The sequence below is a fragment of the Methanolobus bombayensis genome, from assembly GCF_017873415.1.
Taxonomy (GTDB): domain Archaea; phylum Halobacteriota; class Methanosarcinia; order Methanosarcinales; family Methanosarcinaceae; genus Methanolobus; species Methanolobus bombayensis.
Window position 1 is genome coordinate 1 of the sequence record NZ_JAGGKD010000016.1, and the last position, 21,166, is coordinate 21,166.

At 40.8% G+C, this 21,166-nt stretch carries 4 protein-coding genes; all 4 read left to right on the plus strand.

Going from position 1 to position 21,166, the window contains the following annotated elements; translation table 11 throughout:
• Positions 1-27: 27 nt before the first annotated feature.
• The 4 genes from J2746_RS12680 (at position 28) to J2746_RS12695 (ending at position 21,140) form a co-directional block, all read left to right on the plus strand.
• Positions 28-4,839, plus strand: a complete 4,812-nt coding sequence (locus J2746_RS12680) for a cobaltochelatase subunit CobN (protein WP_245250159.1) — start codon at positions 28-30, stop codon at positions 4,837-4,839.
• A gap of 634 nt (positions 4,840-5,473) precedes the next feature.
• The gene (locus J2746_RS12685; protein ID WP_245250160.1) at positions 5,474-9,688 is read left to right on the plus strand and encodes a cobaltochelatase subunit CobN; all 4,215 of its coding nucleotides are present in this window, start codon (positions 5,474-5,476) and stop codon (positions 9,686-9,688) included.
• 335 nt (positions 9,689-10,023) lie between these two features.
• The gene (locus J2746_RS12690) at positions 10,024-14,859 is read left to right on the plus strand and encodes a cobaltochelatase subunit CobN (protein ID WP_209621666.1); all 4,836 of its coding nucleotides are present in this window, start codon (positions 10,024-10,026) and stop codon (positions 14,857-14,859) included.
• Between the two features lie 218 nt (positions 14,860-15,077).
• On the plus strand, positions 15,078-21,140 hold the full coding sequence (locus J2746_RS12695) for a putative Ig domain-containing protein (protein WP_209621669.1): 6,063 nt from the start codon (positions 15,078-15,080) through the stop codon (positions 21,138-21,140).
• Positions 21,141-21,166: the final 26 nt, after the last annotated feature.

Sequence of the window (21,166 nt, forward strand, 5' to 3'; positions counted from 1 at the left end):
ACACAGGATGTCATCTTCTGTGATATGATGGGCAGCAAGACATTCAACGCCTATAACGGTACCATAAATGATAGTTTCAAGTCTGCACAGGATAACGGAGCAGAACTTTACAGTATCCGTACCAGCAGCACTCCATCCTACTTTGACTATGTCATCTCAGGCGCTGCCTATCCTGATCCAATCTGTACATACTACCAGGCAATCGACACTTCTGAAGAAGGAATCGAGAATGCTGAGAATCTTCTCATGTATCTGGCAACACATGATGACACTTTTGTAGAAACAATTCTTAACGCAGATGAGAGTACCAGTCTTATTGGCAGTGGTGATGTATTATTCATTCTGGGCACGGATTATAATGAAGCAGACCTGATCAATGCTGCAAACGATACCGAAATTTCATCCATTATGAACATTACTATCCTGACAAATGACAATATTCCAACTGCGGACTATAATTTCTCGGCATATTCATTGATCTTCATGGAATCACTGGATGAAAATGCAGTAGAAGGATGGAATTACAGTATAAATTCTTCAGCCAATGTCATTGGTTATAATCTGTCAGCCAATATTACTTTGCCAAACGTTGACCTGTATTCAGATGAGTACACAGATATTGAAAGATATTGGATACAGGGCGGAGAGGCCAACATGAAGAATATGCTTCAGTTCATGGCAGGAAGTCCAGCCATAGATGAACCTGAAATTCTTCTTTCAAAGGAAAACCTGACATTCATCCTCAGTTCTGACAGCGCTGTTTCCTATATGAAAAATGTCATTGATGAAAGGGATGTTATCACAGACCGTTTCAACGTCAACGTAATGGGCACCCTTGAAGCTGTCAACGATTCTGTGGACCTCAGCAATGAAAATGTTATAATAATACATATGATGGGATCAGATGGAACTGCTGCAATAAAGGACAGGTTGCTTGAAGCAAAAGCCAATGGTGCAGAGATAGGTCATTTCGATAGTGTAGCTGATATCTATGGATTTACTACCTTTGATCTGGAAGCCGATTATTCCATATTGCAAGACTATCTGTACAACAATGGATTTACCAATATGGAGTACTGGATACGCTGCACAGGAGCTACTTTTACAGATGCATACATCGAATATGCAGATCCAGTAGAACCTGTTGTTCCTGAAGATGGAATTTACCATCCGGATGCATTCCCAAGGATATTCGAGGATAGTGCAGAATACCTCCAATGGTATGAAGGCCACGGCTATGATCCTTCAGCACTTACTATAGGTGTAATTGGAAATAAATTCGGTCAAAGTTCCATTGAGTTTACAACAGAGGATGCAATAATCCAGTACCTGGAATCCCAGGGATGCAATGTTATTCATGCCAGTTACATTGTCACTAGCGAAGATGTGGATATTTTCACTAAAGATGGAGAGGTACTGGTTGATGCAATCATTTCCATTAAAGGATTCTACCTGAACTATGGCAACCCGGAGGCAGGTGTGGACTACCTCCAGAATAAATACAATGTTCCTGTGTTGAAAGGTGCTACTGACTACTACCAATCACCTGAAGAATACCTTGCGAATGTACAGGGACTTAGTTCCGCATCAATTCCATCTCAGGTCACACAGCCGGAAATTGATGGTCTTACCGACTACATATGGGTCGCAGGAAGGACACAGGATCCTGATACAGAACAGTATTACTATGAACCACTTGACTATCAGCTGGAATGGATATGTGACAGGGCAATAGCCTGGTCAGAGCTCAGAGAAATGCAGAATGCTGACAAGAAGGTTACCATCATCTACTACAACCACGAAGGTGGTAAGAACAATATCGGAGCCAGTTATCTTGATATCGGTTCAAGTTTCACACTGCTCCTTGAAGCAATGCAGGAAGAAGGATATGACCTTGGAAACAACACCATTCCAAATGGAAGTGAGTTCATTGATCTGTTCATAACCAGCAGGAATGTTGGAACATGGGCTCCCGGAGAGCTTGAAAAGGTTGTCGAAAGTGGATATGTTACAATGGTTCCTGTAGATGACTATCTACAATATTTCAACGAACTTCCGGAAAGCGTACGTGAAGAGGTCAAGGGTACATGGGGAGAAGCACCTGGAGATATCATGACCTATGAGAATGAAAGCGGTGAATACTTTGTCATACCAACAATACAGCTTGGTAACATCAATTTCGTTCCACAGCCAACAAGGGCAGGACTTTCTGATGAGTCACTGATTTACCACAATGAATCCATACCACCAACACACCAGTATCTTGCAACATACTTCTGGATCAACAATGATTATGATGCAGATGCGATGATCCACTTTGGTACTCACGGTACTCAGGAATGGTTACCTGGCAATGAAGTAGGACTCTGGAGGTATGATTATCCATCCATAATGGTTGCTGAAACACCTGTTGTTTACCCATACATCATGGATAATGTGGGAGAAGGTACACAGGCAAAGCGCCGTGGTAATGCAGTCATTATTGATCACCTGACACCTCCGATTGTTGAAGCCGGACTCTATGGTGAACTTCTTATAATGCATGAAAAGATCCATGAGTACCTTGAAGCAAAAGACGATGATACGGAAATGGCAGCACTCTATCGTAACACTACCATACAGTTATACGATAATCTCACAATGGGAGAGGATATTGGTGTATCCACCGAGAACCTGACCGCAATGTCGGAGGACGAGTTTGCAAGCTTTGTCGATACCACTTTGCATAATTACCTGCATGAGCTTCAGGATGAACTCATACCTTACGGAATGCATGTCTTTGGTGTGGCACCGGAAGGCGAACAATTTGTCACCATGGTCAAATCCATGCTTCGTGATGACTTTGTAGAACACATCTATGATGTGCTGCCAAAGACCAATGGAACAGAGGAAGACTGGAATGATGAAGCGGATGCTGATGCCTTCTTGCTTTTGAATGTTACATTGCTGAATGGTACCAACGTCTCTGATGCACAGCTCATGGTCCTTGGTCAGGTCAATGAGACCATCACAGCTGATCTTGAATTAGCTATTGAATATGGCAACAACCTCAACCTTACAACACAGGAGATAGATAATACTCTTAAGGCACTGAGTTCAGAATATATCGAGCCTGAGACCGGTAACGACCCAATACGTAACCCTGGTGCACTTCCAACAGGTAAGAACTTCTACAGCTTCGATCAAAGGACCATCCCGGACGAAGAGACAGAAGTAATGGGACGTGAAGTAATCAATGCATGGCTTGATTCATATTACGCAGAGAACGGAGAATATCCGACCAAGGTTTCCTTTGTACTGTGGTCTGTTGAAACAATGCGCCACGAAGGTCTGATGGAAGCCCAGATATACGAACTCTTGGGTGTGGAGCCAAAGAGAAGTTCAGGCAGGCTCAATGGAGAGTTTGACGTGATACCTCTGGATGAACTTGGACATCCAAGGATTGATGTGGTGCTTGTACCTTCCGGACTCTATCGTGATACTTTCCCGTTCCAGCTTCAACTATTAGACTCGGCGGTCCGCACAGTTGCTGATCTTGATGAGACTAATGAGACAAACTATGTGAGAATGAATTCACTTGTAATTGAGGATGCTATGCTTGAAATGGGATACAATGAAAGTATTGCACACTACATTTCAAGGTCAAGGATCTTCAGTGAAGCACCTGGAACATATGGTACCGGTGTTACCGAAGCAGTAGAAGCAAGTGACACATGGGAAAATTCAACCGAGATTGCTGATCTTTTCCTCTCCAGAATGGCAAATGTCTATGGAGCAGAGGTATGGGGTGAAAACTATGAGGAAGTCCTCAAGCTCAACCTTGCCGGTGTAGATGCAGCAATACACAGTGACTCATCAAACCTTTACGGTATTATGGACAATGACGATTTCTACCAATACCTTGGTGGACTCGGACTGGCTATAAGATCACTTGGTGGTGATGCTTCATTGTTCATTGCAGACTTTACCAGTGTAGACAATCCTGAGGTCATTACTCTTGACGAAGCTTTCAGTCAGGAATTGGCAGCCAGATATCTTAATCCTAACTGGGTAAACGGAATGATGGAGTATGATTACGCTGGTGCCAGGGAGCTGATGAAAACAGTTGAATATATGTGGGGTTGGGAAGCAACTACCCCTGGTCTTGTAACTGATTCGGATTGGGACAAGATCTATAAAACATATATCGAAGACTCACAGAATATAGGTGTGGATGACTTCCTGAAAGAAAATGCATACCAGTATCAGTCTATTACTTCCAGAATGATCGAAACTATCAGGAAGGAAGGCTGGACCACTTCAGATGATACCTTGAACAATCTTGTCAAAGAGTATGTTGAATCAGTTGTAAATGACGGTGTTACCTGCTGTCACCACACCTGTGGTAATATGCAACTTGCTGAATTCGTACAGGGTCAGATGCAGGCAGCAGGACTTACTCCGGAAATGCAAAGACAATATAATGAGTTGATGTATGAAGCAACTCTCCAGGATAACTTTGTTCAACAGCAACAAACCGAAGATGATTTTGTCCAGGCAAGGGATGATTCGCTCAACTCTGTCCAAAGAGCAATGGCTGCAGGCTCCGGTTCTTCCAACCAGTCTATGATGACAGAGTCAGGTGGAGCTGGAACAGATTATGACACACCAGTGCAGGATTCCGGAAAATCAACTCCTGACAACTACGTTCAAGGTTATGAGATGACACAGGAAACTGTCGATAATACCGATAGTACGAATAGTCCTATTATCTCAAGTTCGGATGTTCTTGCATCAGTATTTGTGGTGGGAACTCTCGGAGCCATATATATAGGATTCTGGAGAAGAAGGAAGTTCTAAAATCAATTTTGGCACTTTTCCTGTAAAAGTGCCTTTTATTTTTTTAATTCTTATATGTTAATTAACATATCATTATATGCTAATTAGTATAATCAAATAAGCTTATATCTGTTGCATATATACACATATAGATATCCTTAATGCAAATCAAATGGTTTAATAATAAGATGCTTATTGACAAATTATTGCTCTTTTATAGTTCTAACTAAAGGAAATCATTGGAAAAAGAAATGTTCTGAAGGAAAGTGGTTATTGAAATAAGTATCTGATAATAGTTATGAACACTCCTGTGTAGCCGCCAAGCAAGTTCAGGAGTGTTCTCACACATCACCGGGTGGTAATATGCAACATACAAAAGTAATTTCATTGATTTTAAGCTTATTGTTTGTTTCAGTACTAACAATTAGTAATACTTTGTGTGCTGCAGGTGCAAATTCAATATCTTACGCCAATGTTTCATTGAATACCACTACTACCTAAGGTTGATGGATCTTTCAAAGATACCTAAATTGAAAATTAACACAAATAAAGTGAACTTAAATCAAACCAGTTGGTTCAAAAAGTGGTGAAGTACGATATGATAAAAAATAGCATCAGGAAATGCAAGATTTTAAGTGCATTTTTTTTGATTTTAATGTTGCTGACAACTACGGTTTTAGCAGATTCGATTGATGACGAACAAAAAATAGCCATAGAGAATAGCATGGTGGAGGAATCTGTTCAGAGTGCATCTGTAAATAGTAATCCTATCATTATTGATGATCCTATTGCTGAAGACAGCAGACCAAAGATATGTTATGTCCTTTCTAGGCCATATGCGGTCACTCTAATGCAGAATGTGGCAGAAGATCCCGAAATAAGTTCCCAGATGAACATTAGCATCTATCTGGGAACATCTTATGCAGATCTTAGTTTTGATCTAAGTGATCAGGACCTTGTTGTCCTGAGAAACCTGGATGCCTATGTAGTAGATTCAATTACACCTACGGTAAATGAAGCAAAAGCAAATGGTGCAGAGATCGTATCCATAGGTGAAACTCTGCAGGCTTATGATTTCCATACAATTAATACATCCGAATCCGAATATTCTGATATTGGATTATATCAGGAATATGCATCAGAGGATAATTTTAAAGGACTAACTACTTTCCTTGGAGTAAAACTTTTCAACCTGAACTATACGATCACAGAACCGATGGAAAGACCTGTTTATGGCATTTATCATCCTCTTGGACCTCATATATATGATAACCTAAGTGATTATCTTGACTGGTATAGTTCAGAAGGAACCTATGATCCGGAAGAACCTACAATTGCAATCATAACTACCAGCTACAAAAGAGTGGAAAGGGATATGCCTTTGCTTGATCCTCTTGTTGAGGAAATAGAAGGTAAAGGATACAATGCCATTGTCACAACCTATGCATACAAGGATGACAGGTCACTTAGCTATCTGATGCTTGATACTAAATCAATTGCTGATGCTGCAATTGTAATATCCCGTGGTTCACGTCTACATTACAAAGATAATGCACAGGGAATTGCCGATCTGGAAACACTGAATATAACCATGCTCGATGGTGCACGTCTGTTCTCCGGAGTAAGTGTTGAAGAATGGGAGGACAGCATCAAAGGCGTACCACCTGCCCAACAATATCAGGTTGCATATGCAGAGCTTGATGGTATAATAGAACCAATTGTCATTAGTGGAAAAGCAATAGATGAAGCAACAGGCATTGAATACAACCAGCCAATTGATTATCAGGTAGAATGGCTCGTTGACAGGACAATATCCTGGGCAGAGCTGCATGAGAAAGATAATTCCGAGAAGAAAGTTGTAATCCCATATTACAATCCGGAAGGTGGTAAAGCAGATGTTGGTGCTGATATAGATTATTACCTTGATGCACAGGCAAGTCTTGCAAACCTGCTTGAAGCCATGAAAGAGCGTGGTTATAACGTTGGAAATGATCCGCTGCCAAATTCCAGCGAACTCGCTGACATGATGGTCGAAAGAGGACACAATGTAGGTAACTGGGCTCCCGGTGAACTGAACAGCATGGTAGAGAACGGAACTGTGATACTCATTCCTGAATCTCAATATATGGGATGGTTCGATGAGCTTCCACAGGAAAAGCAGCATGAAATGACCGATATGTGGGGCGAAGCGCCTGGAAACATCATGGTGTACGAGAATGAGACCGGCAAATATCTTGTCATTCCTGTTCTGGAATTTGGAAACATCCTTCTTTCACCGGACCCACAGCACGGCTGGTCTTCCAGTGAGCAGGCAATGTATAACAACGGATCATATCCACCAACACACCAGTGTTTTGCATTCTACAAATACATGTCAAGAGAATATGATGCTGATGCATTGTTCACCATATTCTCAAGTGTGGAACTGATGCCCGGAAAGGAGTGCGGTCTCTCAGCAAAGGACTGGGGAGCATTGTTGCTTGAGGATATGCCTCATATTCATGTTCTTCCAATGGACGCAGAAGGTGTCTTTGACAGAAGAAGGGCAAACATGCTCATTATTGATTTCATGACACCAACTATAGTTCCTTCAGGTCTTTATGGTGACCTTGCAAATCTCCAGGACGAAATAACACTTTTCAAGCAGGCAACAGATTCTGCAGTTCTGGAAAGTTACAGGGAGAGCATCCTTAACCAGACAAGGACCCTTTATCTGGATAATGATCTTGGAGCAGACCTTTATTCCATAGAGGGCAATGCTACGATGACAGACGAATTCATTGATGAATTATCTGATTATCTGTATGAGATCAAGACAGCTTACATGCCATACGGTTCACATATTCTTGGAGAAGTTCCTGACGGAGAAAGTCTTGTAATGCTCATAAAAAGCATGCTTGGAGATGATTATGTAGAGCATGTGGAAGCACTTGGAGGAAACGAGGATCTTTCTTTTTTGTTATTGAATGAAACAATACTCAATGGAAGTTCTCCGTATGATGCACAGATACTAGTACTGGGTCAGAACTCCACAGAGCTTGATGCTGACCTGGAACTTGCACAGGATTATCTTGACAGGATACAGGACTCAGAATGTGAGATTACAAAGATACTGGATGCTCTTGATGGAACTTACATTACTCCTGGACCATCAGGCGATCCGATAAGGAATCCGGATGCGTTGCCAACAGGTAGGAATCTCTACACATTCGATGATCGTCTGATTCCGACAAAGGCAGCCTGGGATGTAGGTTCAGAACTTGCAGAAGAAATGCTTGACCTTAAACTTGAGGAAGATGGCAAATATCCTGAAAAGATAGCATTCCTGCTGTGGTCTGTGGAAACAACAAGAAATCAGGGAGTGATGGAATCTGAGATTTTCAAACTACTTGGAGTTGAACCACAATATGATAGCAAGAACAGGGTGTCGGACCTAAGACTTATGAATTCTTCAGAACTTGGAAGATCAAGGATAGATGTTATGGTGGTTACTTCAGGTCTTTACCGTGATGTGTATCCAAGCAAGATCGAACTCATTGATGAAGCTATAAAACTAGCAGCTTCAGCAGACGATGACACATATCCAAACTATGTGAGAATTCATTCCAATGAAACATATCAGTCTCTCATTGAAGAAGGATACAATGAATCACTTGCATACAATCTCTCAGTAGCCAAGATATTCTGTCCGCCTCTTGGTGGATATACACCAGGAATCCAGGAAGCGATAACAAGTGATACCTGGGAAGACCCCGATGAGATAGCTTCTCTCTACATTGACAGGATGGGATATGTTTATGGTGAAGGAATCTGGGGTGAGCATTATTCTGACGTTCTGGAAATGAATCTTGCAGATGTGGATACGGCAGTATTCAGTAGGACATCAAATCTATATGGTGTACTTGATCACAATATGGTTGCAGCCTATTTCGGTGGGCTCAGCATGGCAGTGAAATCTGCAAGTGGCTCAGCGCCTGCTATGTATATCAATGATCTTAGCAGCACTGCAGAGATTGAAACTCTCAGTGAGTTCCTGAATAAGGACCTGCGTTCTAGATATTTAAATCCAAACTGGATAGAGGGGATGATGGGTAATGGATTTGATGGTACTCGTTACATGGACTCGGTTTATGAGGTAATGAGAGTATGGGATGTAACTGCTCCTTCCCTTGTTACCGATGAAATGATGGACGACTTGTATAAAACATACTTTGAAGACCAGTATGATATCGGGGTGGATGAGTATCTGGAGTCCACAAACCCTTATGCCTATCAGTCAATGGCTGCAACGGCATTGGATTCAATAAGGACTGATTATTGGGATGCTTCAGATGATGTGCGTAATAACCTCGTCAAAGAGTATGTAGAATCCACTGTAGAGAATGGTGTAACATGTTGTCACCATACTTGTGGAAATCCGCTTTTGAATAAATTCATCCAGAGTGTGATGGAATCTGAAGATCTTGTTGATGATGCAACAGCAGCAGAATACAAGAGAATAATGCAGGCAGCTATTCTGACAGAGATAAGTTCTTCTGAAGAGACGGATGTATCCACCAGCAGTAGTAGTGGAAGTCACAGCAGTAGCTCAAAGAATACTGAATTGACTATACGAGAAGCCGTATCCGGCTCAACTAACCAGACAACAGTGTCCGATTCTGGAGCGGGTATGGATATGGCATCTTCTGCTCAGGACACTGTGAAATCAACACCTGATAACTATGTTGAAGGCTATGAGATGACACCGGAAACTGTTCCTGAGGTTGAAAGTGGAAGCGGATTTTCAATGACCGGTTCAGAGCTCATGGCTTCCTTGCTGGTTCTTGCTGGTGTTGGGGCTATATATCTGGGATTCTGGAGAAGAAAATAACTTAAATATTTTTCTGAGAATTTTTGGTACTTTTCTTGTAAAAGTACCATTATTTTTTACTATTTCAAAACGAAACTTTTATATGATTATCATGTGTTAGTTTTAATACTCACAAGTCTAAAGTTCAATATTTTGTTCAACGCTTCTGAGTTAATATCTAAAATTAATATGCATACGGTGGTTCGAAAAAAGAATACATTACTTTACATGTTGGTACAGGATTTTATTTATGAATAGATGAAATCCTGTTTCAACAGATTTTAGATTCAAGTTAATATGCGAACATTGCGACATTGTGGAGGCTTTGTTTGTTCGGGTATATTTCGGGGGATAATATGAAAACAAAAACAAGATCTATATTATTGACAAGTATATTGTTGTTATTATCATTAACAACAATTGTATCGGCGGATGAACAACAAATAGATATCATGTATGTAGGATGGGTGCCAAATCCTGCCCTGGAAATGGCAAGTCAGAACGCTACGTTTGCTGAAGATATAAACTACATTTATATTCCTTCCTATAACACTACAACCTGGGCCGGACCAAGTGACGAACTTATTGAAGCTGCAAATTCCGGACTTCTAGAGGAACAGGATGTCATCTTCTGTGACATGCTTTCTGCAAGTATTTACGACCCTCTAAATGCTTCATTCTTTGATGCAAAGTATAATGGAGTATCATTGGTTGATATAAGATCCATAAACACTCCTGCTTACTTTGACTATGTTTCCAATGGCTCGATAGATGATTCTATATGCAACTACTACAACAGCATGGGTATTGAAAGCGAGGTAGAAAAACAGAATGCTGAGAATCTGCTCAACTACCTCGCAACAGAATACGGTAATCATCCGGAGATCACAGATAACTGGGTAACTCTCAAGGTAATGTACATTGCCTGGGCACCAAGTGATGCACTTGCAACTGCAAGTCAGACAAATCCATACAGTCAGAATATAGAGTACACTTATATTCCATCATACAACACAACAACCTGGGCCGGACCCAGTGATGAACTGATAGCCGCTGGCGAAGGAGGTCTTCTGTCTGAACAGGATGTTATATTCTGTGATATGCTCGCAGATAATATATTCAATCCAATGAACATCTCCTTAAGTGCTTCACATGATAACGGTACTGTGCTGGTGGATATACGTTCCATTAACACTCCTGAATACTTCGATTATGTTTACGAAGGTTCAGAGAATATCACTTTCTGTAACTACTACAATAATATGGGAACTGCAACCACTTCCCAGTTAATTAATGCAGAGAATCTTCTTATCTATCTTACAAAGGAACTTACAAATAATCCTGAGCTCACAGATGAATGGGAATACGTAACACCTGGTCAGATATCGTTGCCTGACATAGGTCTTTATCATCCTGATTATGAAGGCAAGTACTTCGAGACAACAGAAGAATATCTTGCATGGTATTCAGATTACGCTGGTTCACACAGAGTATATGATCCAAGCAAGCCCACCATAGGAATGTGGATGCACAGGTCCGATATCAAAGATGGAAATATAGAAGTTGTTGATGCACTTGTGGAAGATATCGAATCAAAGGACTGTAACGTAATACTAGGATTCGATACCTTTGATGATATTATCAAATACTATTGTGATGAGGAAGGTAATCCTCTCGTACAAAGTGTGATCTCACTGAAAAGTTTCAGGCTTAATTATTTCAATAACACAAAAGGTCTGGAAGAACTTGAGGCTCTGGACGTTCCTGTTCTCAGGGGTATTGTTGTTGAAAGTACAAATACTTACGACCCTGCAGATGAGAATCGTGGAATACCTAATGGCCAGGTGGTACGCAAGACCATAGGCCCTAACGTTGATGGTATTTTTGAATACATAGTTGTGGGTGACAGCATATATAATCCTGATACACAGACCAGTGTTTTTGAAGCAAGGGATGCACAGGTTGATTGGATTGTTAATAGATCCATAAACTGGGCAGAACTGAAACTTAATGAGAATAAAGACAAGAAAGTTGCAATCATCTACTACAACTATCCATCAGGAAAAGATAACATCGGTGCAAGTTATATGGACACCATCTCAAGCATGAGACTGTTGCTCAATAAAATGGATGGAGCCAACTTCACTGTGGAAAGTGTTCCTGATAATAACAGCCAGTTTCTTGAAATGATATGGGCACAGGGTATCAATGCCGGTTCATGGGCTCCGGGTGTCATGAATGAAATGATTGAGAATAGGACCGAATGGGGACTTCAGCTCATACCAATGGAAATATATCATCAGTGGTTTGAAGAGGAGATACCTGATGATCTTAAGGATCAGGTCATTCAGGAATGGGGAGAACCATGGAATGAAGACCTTCCACAGAATAAGAGTCTTATGATCTGGGAAGATGATCTTGGTGAGAAATTCATTGTCATTCCAACCGTCCAGTTTGGTAATGTATGGATTATGCCGCAGCCAGCAAGGGGTTTCATTCAGAATGACGATGCACTTTATCACAGCAGCATTGTTCCACCACCACACCAATACATTGCTTTCTATTTATGGCTTAATGATGACTGGGATGCTGATGCGATTATTCATCTGGGCACCCATGGAACACACGAATGGTTGCCGGGACAGGCATATGGTATGAACCGCTCAGCAGAGTGGGCACCACTTTTGCTGCAGGATCTGCCTAACATCTATCCTTACATCGTGGCAAATGTCGGTGAAGGACTTACAGCTGAATATCGTGGTAATGCACTGATCATCGATCATCTGACACCTACACTTGAAAGATCAGGAACTTATGGTCAACTGGAAAACATGTCACGCTTCATCCAGGAGTACTATGGACCTGAGATGTCATTGCAGACAAAACAGGCATATCAGATGGCTATAATCGATGAAATGGTGGAATCCGGAGTTGATGTGGACCTTGAGGTCAATGCAACGGAACTTTACCTTTATGATGAATCACAATTTGATGGCTTTGTTAAAGATATACTCCATGAATATCTTGAAGATATCGAAGGAGAGAACATACCATACGGAATGCACATACTTGGAGAGGTTCCTTCAACCAATTCCACAGGTCCTTACAGGGATGAGCTTTCAGGAATGGTAAGGTCAATGATGGGAAGTTATTTTGAGGACAATATCACGGCAGCTTTCTATCCTTTAAATGAATATCCACTTGGAATTCCATTTAATGACACAGATATCGATCTTCTGGTATGGGAGGTTATGACCAATGGAACAAGTCCAGATGATGCTCAGTTGATGGTCTATGGAGAGATCAACAAGTCAGTGAATCTGGATCTGGAATTTGGTCTTGATTGCAGGCAGAACCTCCTGGACAGTGCCATTGAGATTGATCGTGTGATATCTGCATTGAGTGCAGGTTTCGTTCCGGCAGGTCCGGGAACAGATCCTGTGATGAATCCTAATGCGGTTCCAACTGGAAGGAACTTCTATGGTGTCAATCCAGAACTCTATCCATCAGAAGCAACCTGGAAGCTTGGAAAGGTGCTTGCACAACAGTTGCTTATAGACTACTATGAGAACCACGGTGAATACCCACGTAAAGTATCCTTCTCCAGGTTTGGAGTAGAGTTCATCAGAGACCATGGTACCCTTGAAGCAGAGGCACTGTATCTGATGGGTGTAAAGCCGATATGGGACAGGAATGGTAAAGTTACAGGAATAGAGCTTTTATCTGAAGAAGAACTTCTGCCGGACTATGATACCTCTGCACCAGGAAGACCTCGTATTGATATAGTATATACTACTGCTGGTATGCGTGATGCATTCCCGGATAAGTTGAAGATGCTCGATGACGCTGCAAAACTTGCGAACCTTGCAGAGCCGGGGAACTATCCGAACTATATTAATATCAGCACACAGGCAATCTACACAGATCTGTATGCTTCATTCCTGAACAGCACAGGAAATGAGACATATTCAGCTGAGATGGCAGGTAAATTGTCAACAATGAGGTGCTTCGCAGTTCGTGACGGTACTTACGAGATAGCTGTTGGAAATGCAATTGAAGCTAGTGGTACATGGGAAAATGAATCTGAGATCGCCGAGCTGTATCTTGATAAGATGGGGTATGCTTATGGAAGTGAACTCTGGGGTTTTGACTGTTCCGAACTTCTCAGAGGTAACCTGATGAATGTGGATGCTTCAGTACACTCCGATTCTTCCAACCTGTATGATACGCTTGATAACGATGATTTCTTCCAGTATTTCGGTGGTCTGAATCTTGCTACAAGGTATGTAAGCGGCAAGACACCTGACATGTATGTGTCTGATACAAGGAATCCTGACCAGGCAGAGATGGTGGAGCTTGGCCGGTATATCAACGTCAACATCCGTTCCAGATATCTTAATGATAAGTGGATCGAAGGTATGATGAATTCCGGGTATTCCGGTGGCAGAATGATGGCTGAGTTCTTTGACAATCTCTGGGGCTGGGAAGTCTCTAATCCTGAACTCGTCGATGACAGTATGTGGGAAAATGCGCTTGAAACATACGTCAATGATGATATGAAGGAGTTCTTCAATGCGAACAATCCAGGTGCATACCAGTCCATTACAGCAAGGATGCTGGAAGGTGTACGTAAAGGCTACATAAAAATGTCGGAGGATTCAGTTAACAAACTTGTAAATGAGTACGTGGAATCAGTTGCAGAATACGGGGCAACATGTTGTCACCACACATGTGGTAATATGGCTTTGGATGATTTTACAAAGGGTCTTATGTCGGGAGCCGGAGTTCCTCCGGAAATACAGCAAAAATACAATGAAAGAATGTATGAAGCTACCCTGCAAGATCAGTTTGTGGCACAACAAGCAACTGATACAAGTTCATTGAAAACAACAAAAGATGATTCGTTCAACTCTGTCCAAAGAGCAATGGCAGATGGTTCTGGTTCATCCAACCAGACGATGATGGCTGATTCAGGTGGAGCAGGAACAGATTATGACGCACCATTAAAGGATTCTGGAAAATCAACTCCTGACAATTACATTGAAGGATATGAGATGACACAGGAAGCTGTCGAGAATACCGAGAGTTCAAATACTCCGACATTCACGAGTTCAGATATCTTTGCATCAGTATTTGTGGTGGGAACTCTTGGAGCCATATATATAGGATTCTGGAGAAGAAGAAAATTCTAAAGACTTTCGGCACTTTTCAATAAGTGTCTCTTATTTTATTTTTATGTTTGCTCATCTCGCTTGATATTTATATTCATACATTATATATAATATTTTTTTAATAGTCGTTATGTTTTATATACAAGTTTACTTGAATATATTTACTAATTACATAATATCATGAATATTTCTTTGATTGTTCTATTTCTATACTCAGCACAAAAACAGGAAATGAATACATGACGGATAGGAAAAAAATTGCATTCATCTTCATACTTTTATTGTTTTTTACATCTCTTGCTTCGGCAAACAATGACGACAACATTATCTTTCTGAAAGCAGGTCATATTGATACTGATCTGAAAAAGGATGCAAACACTACAGAGCCGCATATAATGAGTTCTAGTGTGAATAGTGAATTGCCTGATAGTTCAGAAACATATTATCTGGTTCAATTCAATGGCATTGTAAAGCCTGAATGGAAAGAAGCGTTGATAACAACAGATGCTGAGATTTTAGATTACGTTCCTGATAATACATTTGTGCTGAAAATGAATGAAACCGTCAGGGTTCAGGTTGAGTCTTTTGATTTTGTACGCTGGGTTGGGGGATATTTACCTGATTATAAGTATGTGGAAGAAACAGATTTCTCTATAAATTCATTAGATTCTGAAAACACAGGGACTATTGATTTAGTTGTGTATCTTTTCGAACCTGATATCAACGGATATGTTAAGTCTGAAATCGAGGTTTTAGACGGCATTATAGTAGACGAATCCGATGAAATGTTGTGGATACGACTTGGTGAAGACCGGATAGAAGAACTTACACAAATCAACAGTGTAAGCTGGATCGAAGAAGTTCAGGAATTAACAGTATCTAATAATGTTGCATCAGAGATTCTCAAGGTTAACACTGTTCATAATACACTTAGCCTGAAAGGAAATGAGCAAATAGTTGCTGTTTGTGACATCGGACTTGACAAGGGAGTTAATGACAACTCAATGCACGCAGATCTCAGGGGAAGGATACTTGAGATTATGGATTATTCAGATGATGGTGCTGAAGATACAACGGGACATGGTACTCATGTAACTGGTTCAGTCCTTGGTAATGGTAATCTGTCAGATGGAGAATATGCAGGAACGGCACCTGGAGCCGAGCTTGTATTTCAGGCAATAGGTGACGATAATGGAGATATAGTTCCTCTTTACAGTTCGATATCTAATGTTTTCCAGGATGCATATAATGCCGGGGCGAGAATACATACCAATAGCTGGGGATCTGATACAGATGGAGTATATGATGGTTATTCTTTTTATTTAGATAAATTTGCATGGGAGCATCCTGATATGTTGATATTGTTCTCTGTTGGAAATGAAGGAGAGGACATGGATGATAATGGTGTTGTTGATCAGGGTTCCATTAACTCACCTGCAACTGCCAAAAACTGTCTGGCAGTAGGTGCTTCTGAAACTGACAGGGGAGAGACTTTTTCTATTAATTCTTATTCTACATGGGGTACACGCTGGTCCGATAAATATGATACTGAACCTATTAAAAACGATTATTTGGGAGATGATAGTGAAGGTATTGCAGCATTCAGTAGCAGAGGTCCAACAAATGACAGCAGGATAAAACCGGATATCGTTGCACCTGGTACTTTCATAATCTCGACCCAGGCAAGTACAAGTACTGCATGGTATGACTGGGACACTTCTTCAACCGGACAGTATTATGCATACATGGGTGGAACAAGTATGGCCACACCATTGGTTGCAGGTTCCGCTGCCCTTGTTAGAGAGTATTATAATGACTACGAAAATGTAGCAAATCCAAGTGCAGCTCTTCTTAAAGCAACTCTTTTGAATGGTGCATACGACCTGACACCCGGACAATACGGAACCGGAGATGATCAGGAAGTAACCGGGAGACCTGATTACTCTCAGGGTTGGGGAAGACTTGATGTTGAAAATTCCATTATGGCTGAGTACCCGAAAGTTATAGCATATTATGATGGTGAATCTCTGAGCACCGGTGAATCATGGATTCATACCTATGATTATATTGAAAGCGGCAATTCTTTAAGGGCCACTCTTGTATGGACCGACTATCCGGGCCAGGTTTACTCTAGCAAAAATCTCATGAACGATCTTGACTTTATTATCACAGGTCCTTCTGAATCATATTATGGAAATGGTGGTTCTACCCCGGATCATATCAACAATGTTGAAGGAATTGAATTAAATAGTGTATCAGGAGGAGATTATACATTTATTGTTGATGGTTACAGTGTGAGTATTGGTGGAGAACAACCTTTCTCACTAGTAGCTTCCTTCATCTGCGATAATAATGAGTTCCCTGCACCCGGCACACTGGCTGACAGTAAGAACACTGCGGTGTCCACTGATGTTGTGCATCCACAGGGAGTTGATCTTAGTTCTATTGTCATGAGCATAAATAATGTTCCAGTATCATTTGATTCGGTTCAGATTACTGATGGTTATAGTATTGAATACAACAATCCTTCATCTTACCAGACCGGTAAATACAACGTCTCTGTAACAGCTACTACCGAAAATGGTCTGGATTTCTCATACTCATGGAATTTCACAGTTGATGCTGAAAGCTCAAACACTGCTCCTGTTCTTTCGGCTATCGGAAACAGGGAGGTCAGTGAAACCTATCCTCTGACAATCGAACTTTCAGCAGAAGATGATGATGGTGACACACTTACTTTTGGCACAAACGCAAGCTTTGGTGTCCTTGTTGATGACACTTTTACATGGAATACGGGTTACAGTGATGCCGGAGCATATGATTTTGAATTTAATGTTACCGATGGAATCGATGTCGATTCGGAAATTATTACAATAAATGTAATTAATGTGGATAGGGCACCTGTCCTGTCATATATAGGCAACAAAACTGTAAGTGAGAATAATACACTTGTTTTCAGTATCAATGCAACCGATGATGACAATGATACTGTAACGTATTCAGCAAATGGGTTGCCAGAGGGCACTACTTTTGATACAAATAATGGAGATTTCACCTGGACTCCACAATATGATGAATCAGGAATTTACAACGTAGAATTCATCGCATGGGCAAATGGAATCAATGATTCGGAAACAATTAAAATAACTGTTGTTAACGTGGACCAGAAGCCTATTCTTGCAGAAATTACTAACAAGGAAATTGATGAAAATAAGTCACTGGCCTTTACAATTTCTGCCACGGATCCTGATGGGCCAGCTACAATAATATATTCTGCAAATGATATGCCAGCAGGAGCCACACTTGATTCCGATTCCGGTGAATTTGCATGGACTCCCCTGTATAATCAGTCAGGTATCTATGATGTGGAATTTATTGCCACTTCAAATGGTCTTACAGATACTCAGATTATAGCCATCACAGTAAATAATATTGATAGGCCGCCGGTATTTGAGACTATTATCAATAAAACAGTTAGTGAGAACAATACTCTTACTTTCGCGATATCAGCAATAGATCCAGATGGCGATGACGTAACTTATTCGTCAGGTAATAACCCTCCAAATTCAATTATTGATTCAGAATCCGGTGAGTTTACCTGGACTCCTGATTTTGATGATGCCGGTTCCTATAATGTGGAGTTCATTGCCAGCTCAAACACGCTCAATGATTCTGAAATAATCGCTATTACAGTTCTCAATGTTGACAGGCCTGTGGAGCTGGATCCAGTTGATGATATAACGGTAAATGAAAATGAACTTATTAATTTCCAGATTGCAGGAAATGATCCTGATGGAGATCAGATAAGTTATTCAGCATCTGTTCTTCCGGGAAATTCTTCACTTGATACTGAATCAGGTGAGTTCTTATGGATGACAGGTTACACTGATTCCGGTATATATGAGATTGAGTTCAATGCTACCGCAAACGGAACAACAGATTTGGAATCAATGATAATTACAGTAAACAATGTTGACAGGAAACCGGTATTTGATATAATCGAGGACCAACCAGTTGATGAGAACAGCACTCTGGTTTTCACTGTTTCAGCAACGGATCCTGATGGAGATGATGTAACTTATTCATCTGACAATATACCATCAGGTTCTGTTCTGGATTCTAGTTCTGGTGAATTTACTTGGACTCCTGATTTCGATTCTGAAGGAACTTATAATGTTCAATTCAAAGCAGCTTCTAATTCTTTGAATACTACTACAGATGTCACAATCATTGTAACAAATACTGACAGGGAACCTGTTCTTGATCCCATAAATAGCAGGTCGGTTAATGAGAATGAAACCCTTGAGTTCAGTATTTCTGCAATCGATATAGACGGTGATGATGTAACTTATTCTGTAAATGACCTGCCACATGGAGCTACTTTCAGCTCATCAGGTGACTTTAGCTGGACTCCTTCTTATGGCGAATCGGGCGAGTACATTGTTGAGTTCATGGCATCAGCCAATGGACTAAACGATTCTGAAACTATCACAATTTATGTTGGTGATGTTGACAGGCCACCTATACTGGATTCGATAGGTGATAAATCAGTCAGTGAGAATTCAAATCTTGGATTTGCAATTTCTGCTACTGATCAGGATGTCGATGATGTGATTTCATATTCTATTGAAGGAATACCGGATGATGCTGATTTCAATCCTGAAACCAGACAATTTACCTGGACCCCGGACTATGACGATTCAGGTTCTTATGATGTGAAGTTCATTGCCAGTTCAAATGATCTTAATGATTCTGAAACTATCACAATTACAGTTCTTAATGTTGACAGGCCAGTGGAACTTGATCCTGTTGATGATGTAACTGTAAACGAAAGTGAAGTTATCAATTTTGAGTTAATTGGAAATGACCCTGATGAGGATGATATTACATACTCCGCATTAGATTTACCTGGAAATTCCACTCTTGATAATGAGTCCGGTGAGTTCTACTGGGTGACAGGTTACAACGATTCAGGAATATATGAAATAGAGTTCAATGCAACTGCTAATGGTAAAACAGACTTTGAATCAATGTTAATTACTGTCAATGATGTTGACAGAAAACCTGAACTTGCAACTATTGGTAGCAAGAATATAAATGAAAATGCAACCCTCACTTTCACGGTTTCTGCAACAGATCTTGATGGCGATGATATTACATATGCTACAAGCGAGTTGCCGGAAGGTTCCGTATTTGATTCTAGTACAAGAGTATTTGAATGGACAACAAATTACACAGATGCAGGTACTTACAGCATTAATTTCACTGTAAGCTCAAACGGTCTTATTGATTACGAAAATGTCAGTATAACTGTGTTTAATGTAAATGCTCCTCCTATGTTCCATCCAGTATCACCTAGAACAATTCAGGTATCCAATAACCTTCAGTTCAACCTTAATGCAACTGACATAGATAACAATCCGCTGACATATTCAGCTGATACTCTGCCTTATGGGGCATATTTCAATGTTACAAGTCTTTTGTTCAACTGGACTCCATTGATGAACCAGACAGGAATCCATTATGTCAATTTCACAGTAAATGACAGTCAGTATTCTGATATTCTCAACGTTTCAATCACAGTAACCAATACCTCTTCAAGTGTGGTTACCACAAGCTCCGCTACCGGTGGCGGTGGTGGTGGAGGAGGCGGTGGTGGAACCTCAGGTGAAGAGTATGAGAATATCGCAGTAAAGGATGTCAGCTCCGTCTTTGTAGGAACAGGTGATGTGAAGTTCGATTTCTACAGAGGTGGTAACGATATCCAGTATGTCAGTTATGAATCACTGAAGAATTCAGGAACCATCTCAGTAACCATTGAGGTACTGGTAGACAAATCGGCGTTTGTTAGTTCAATGCCTGCAGGAGAGGTTTACAGGAACATAAACATCTGGGTTGGAAAGGTAGGATATGCAACTGAGGATAATATCGCAGATCCTGTGATAGGCTTCAAGGTGCCCAGAGACTGGATCGAGAACAACAATATTGATCCTGATTCCATAGCTCTTAACAGGTATGACGGAGGATGGAGTAAACTTTCAACCCGACAGATAGATTCGGATGATAATTACCTGTACTTTGAGGCCAGAACTCCGGGATTCTCACCTTTTGCAATCACTGGTGAAGTCCGAACTGAAAGCAGTCTAAATTCCGTAGATACCCAATTCTCATCAGAAGATGAAGAGCTTGAATCAAATGTTACAGCAGAAGAAGTTGAACCTGAAAGGTCTTTGAACGCACTTTCAGGACTAATTTCATGTCTGATTCTTAGCTTTGTCTGCTTCCTACATAGGAAGCAGTAATTTTCTTTTTTTCTATATCCTTATCT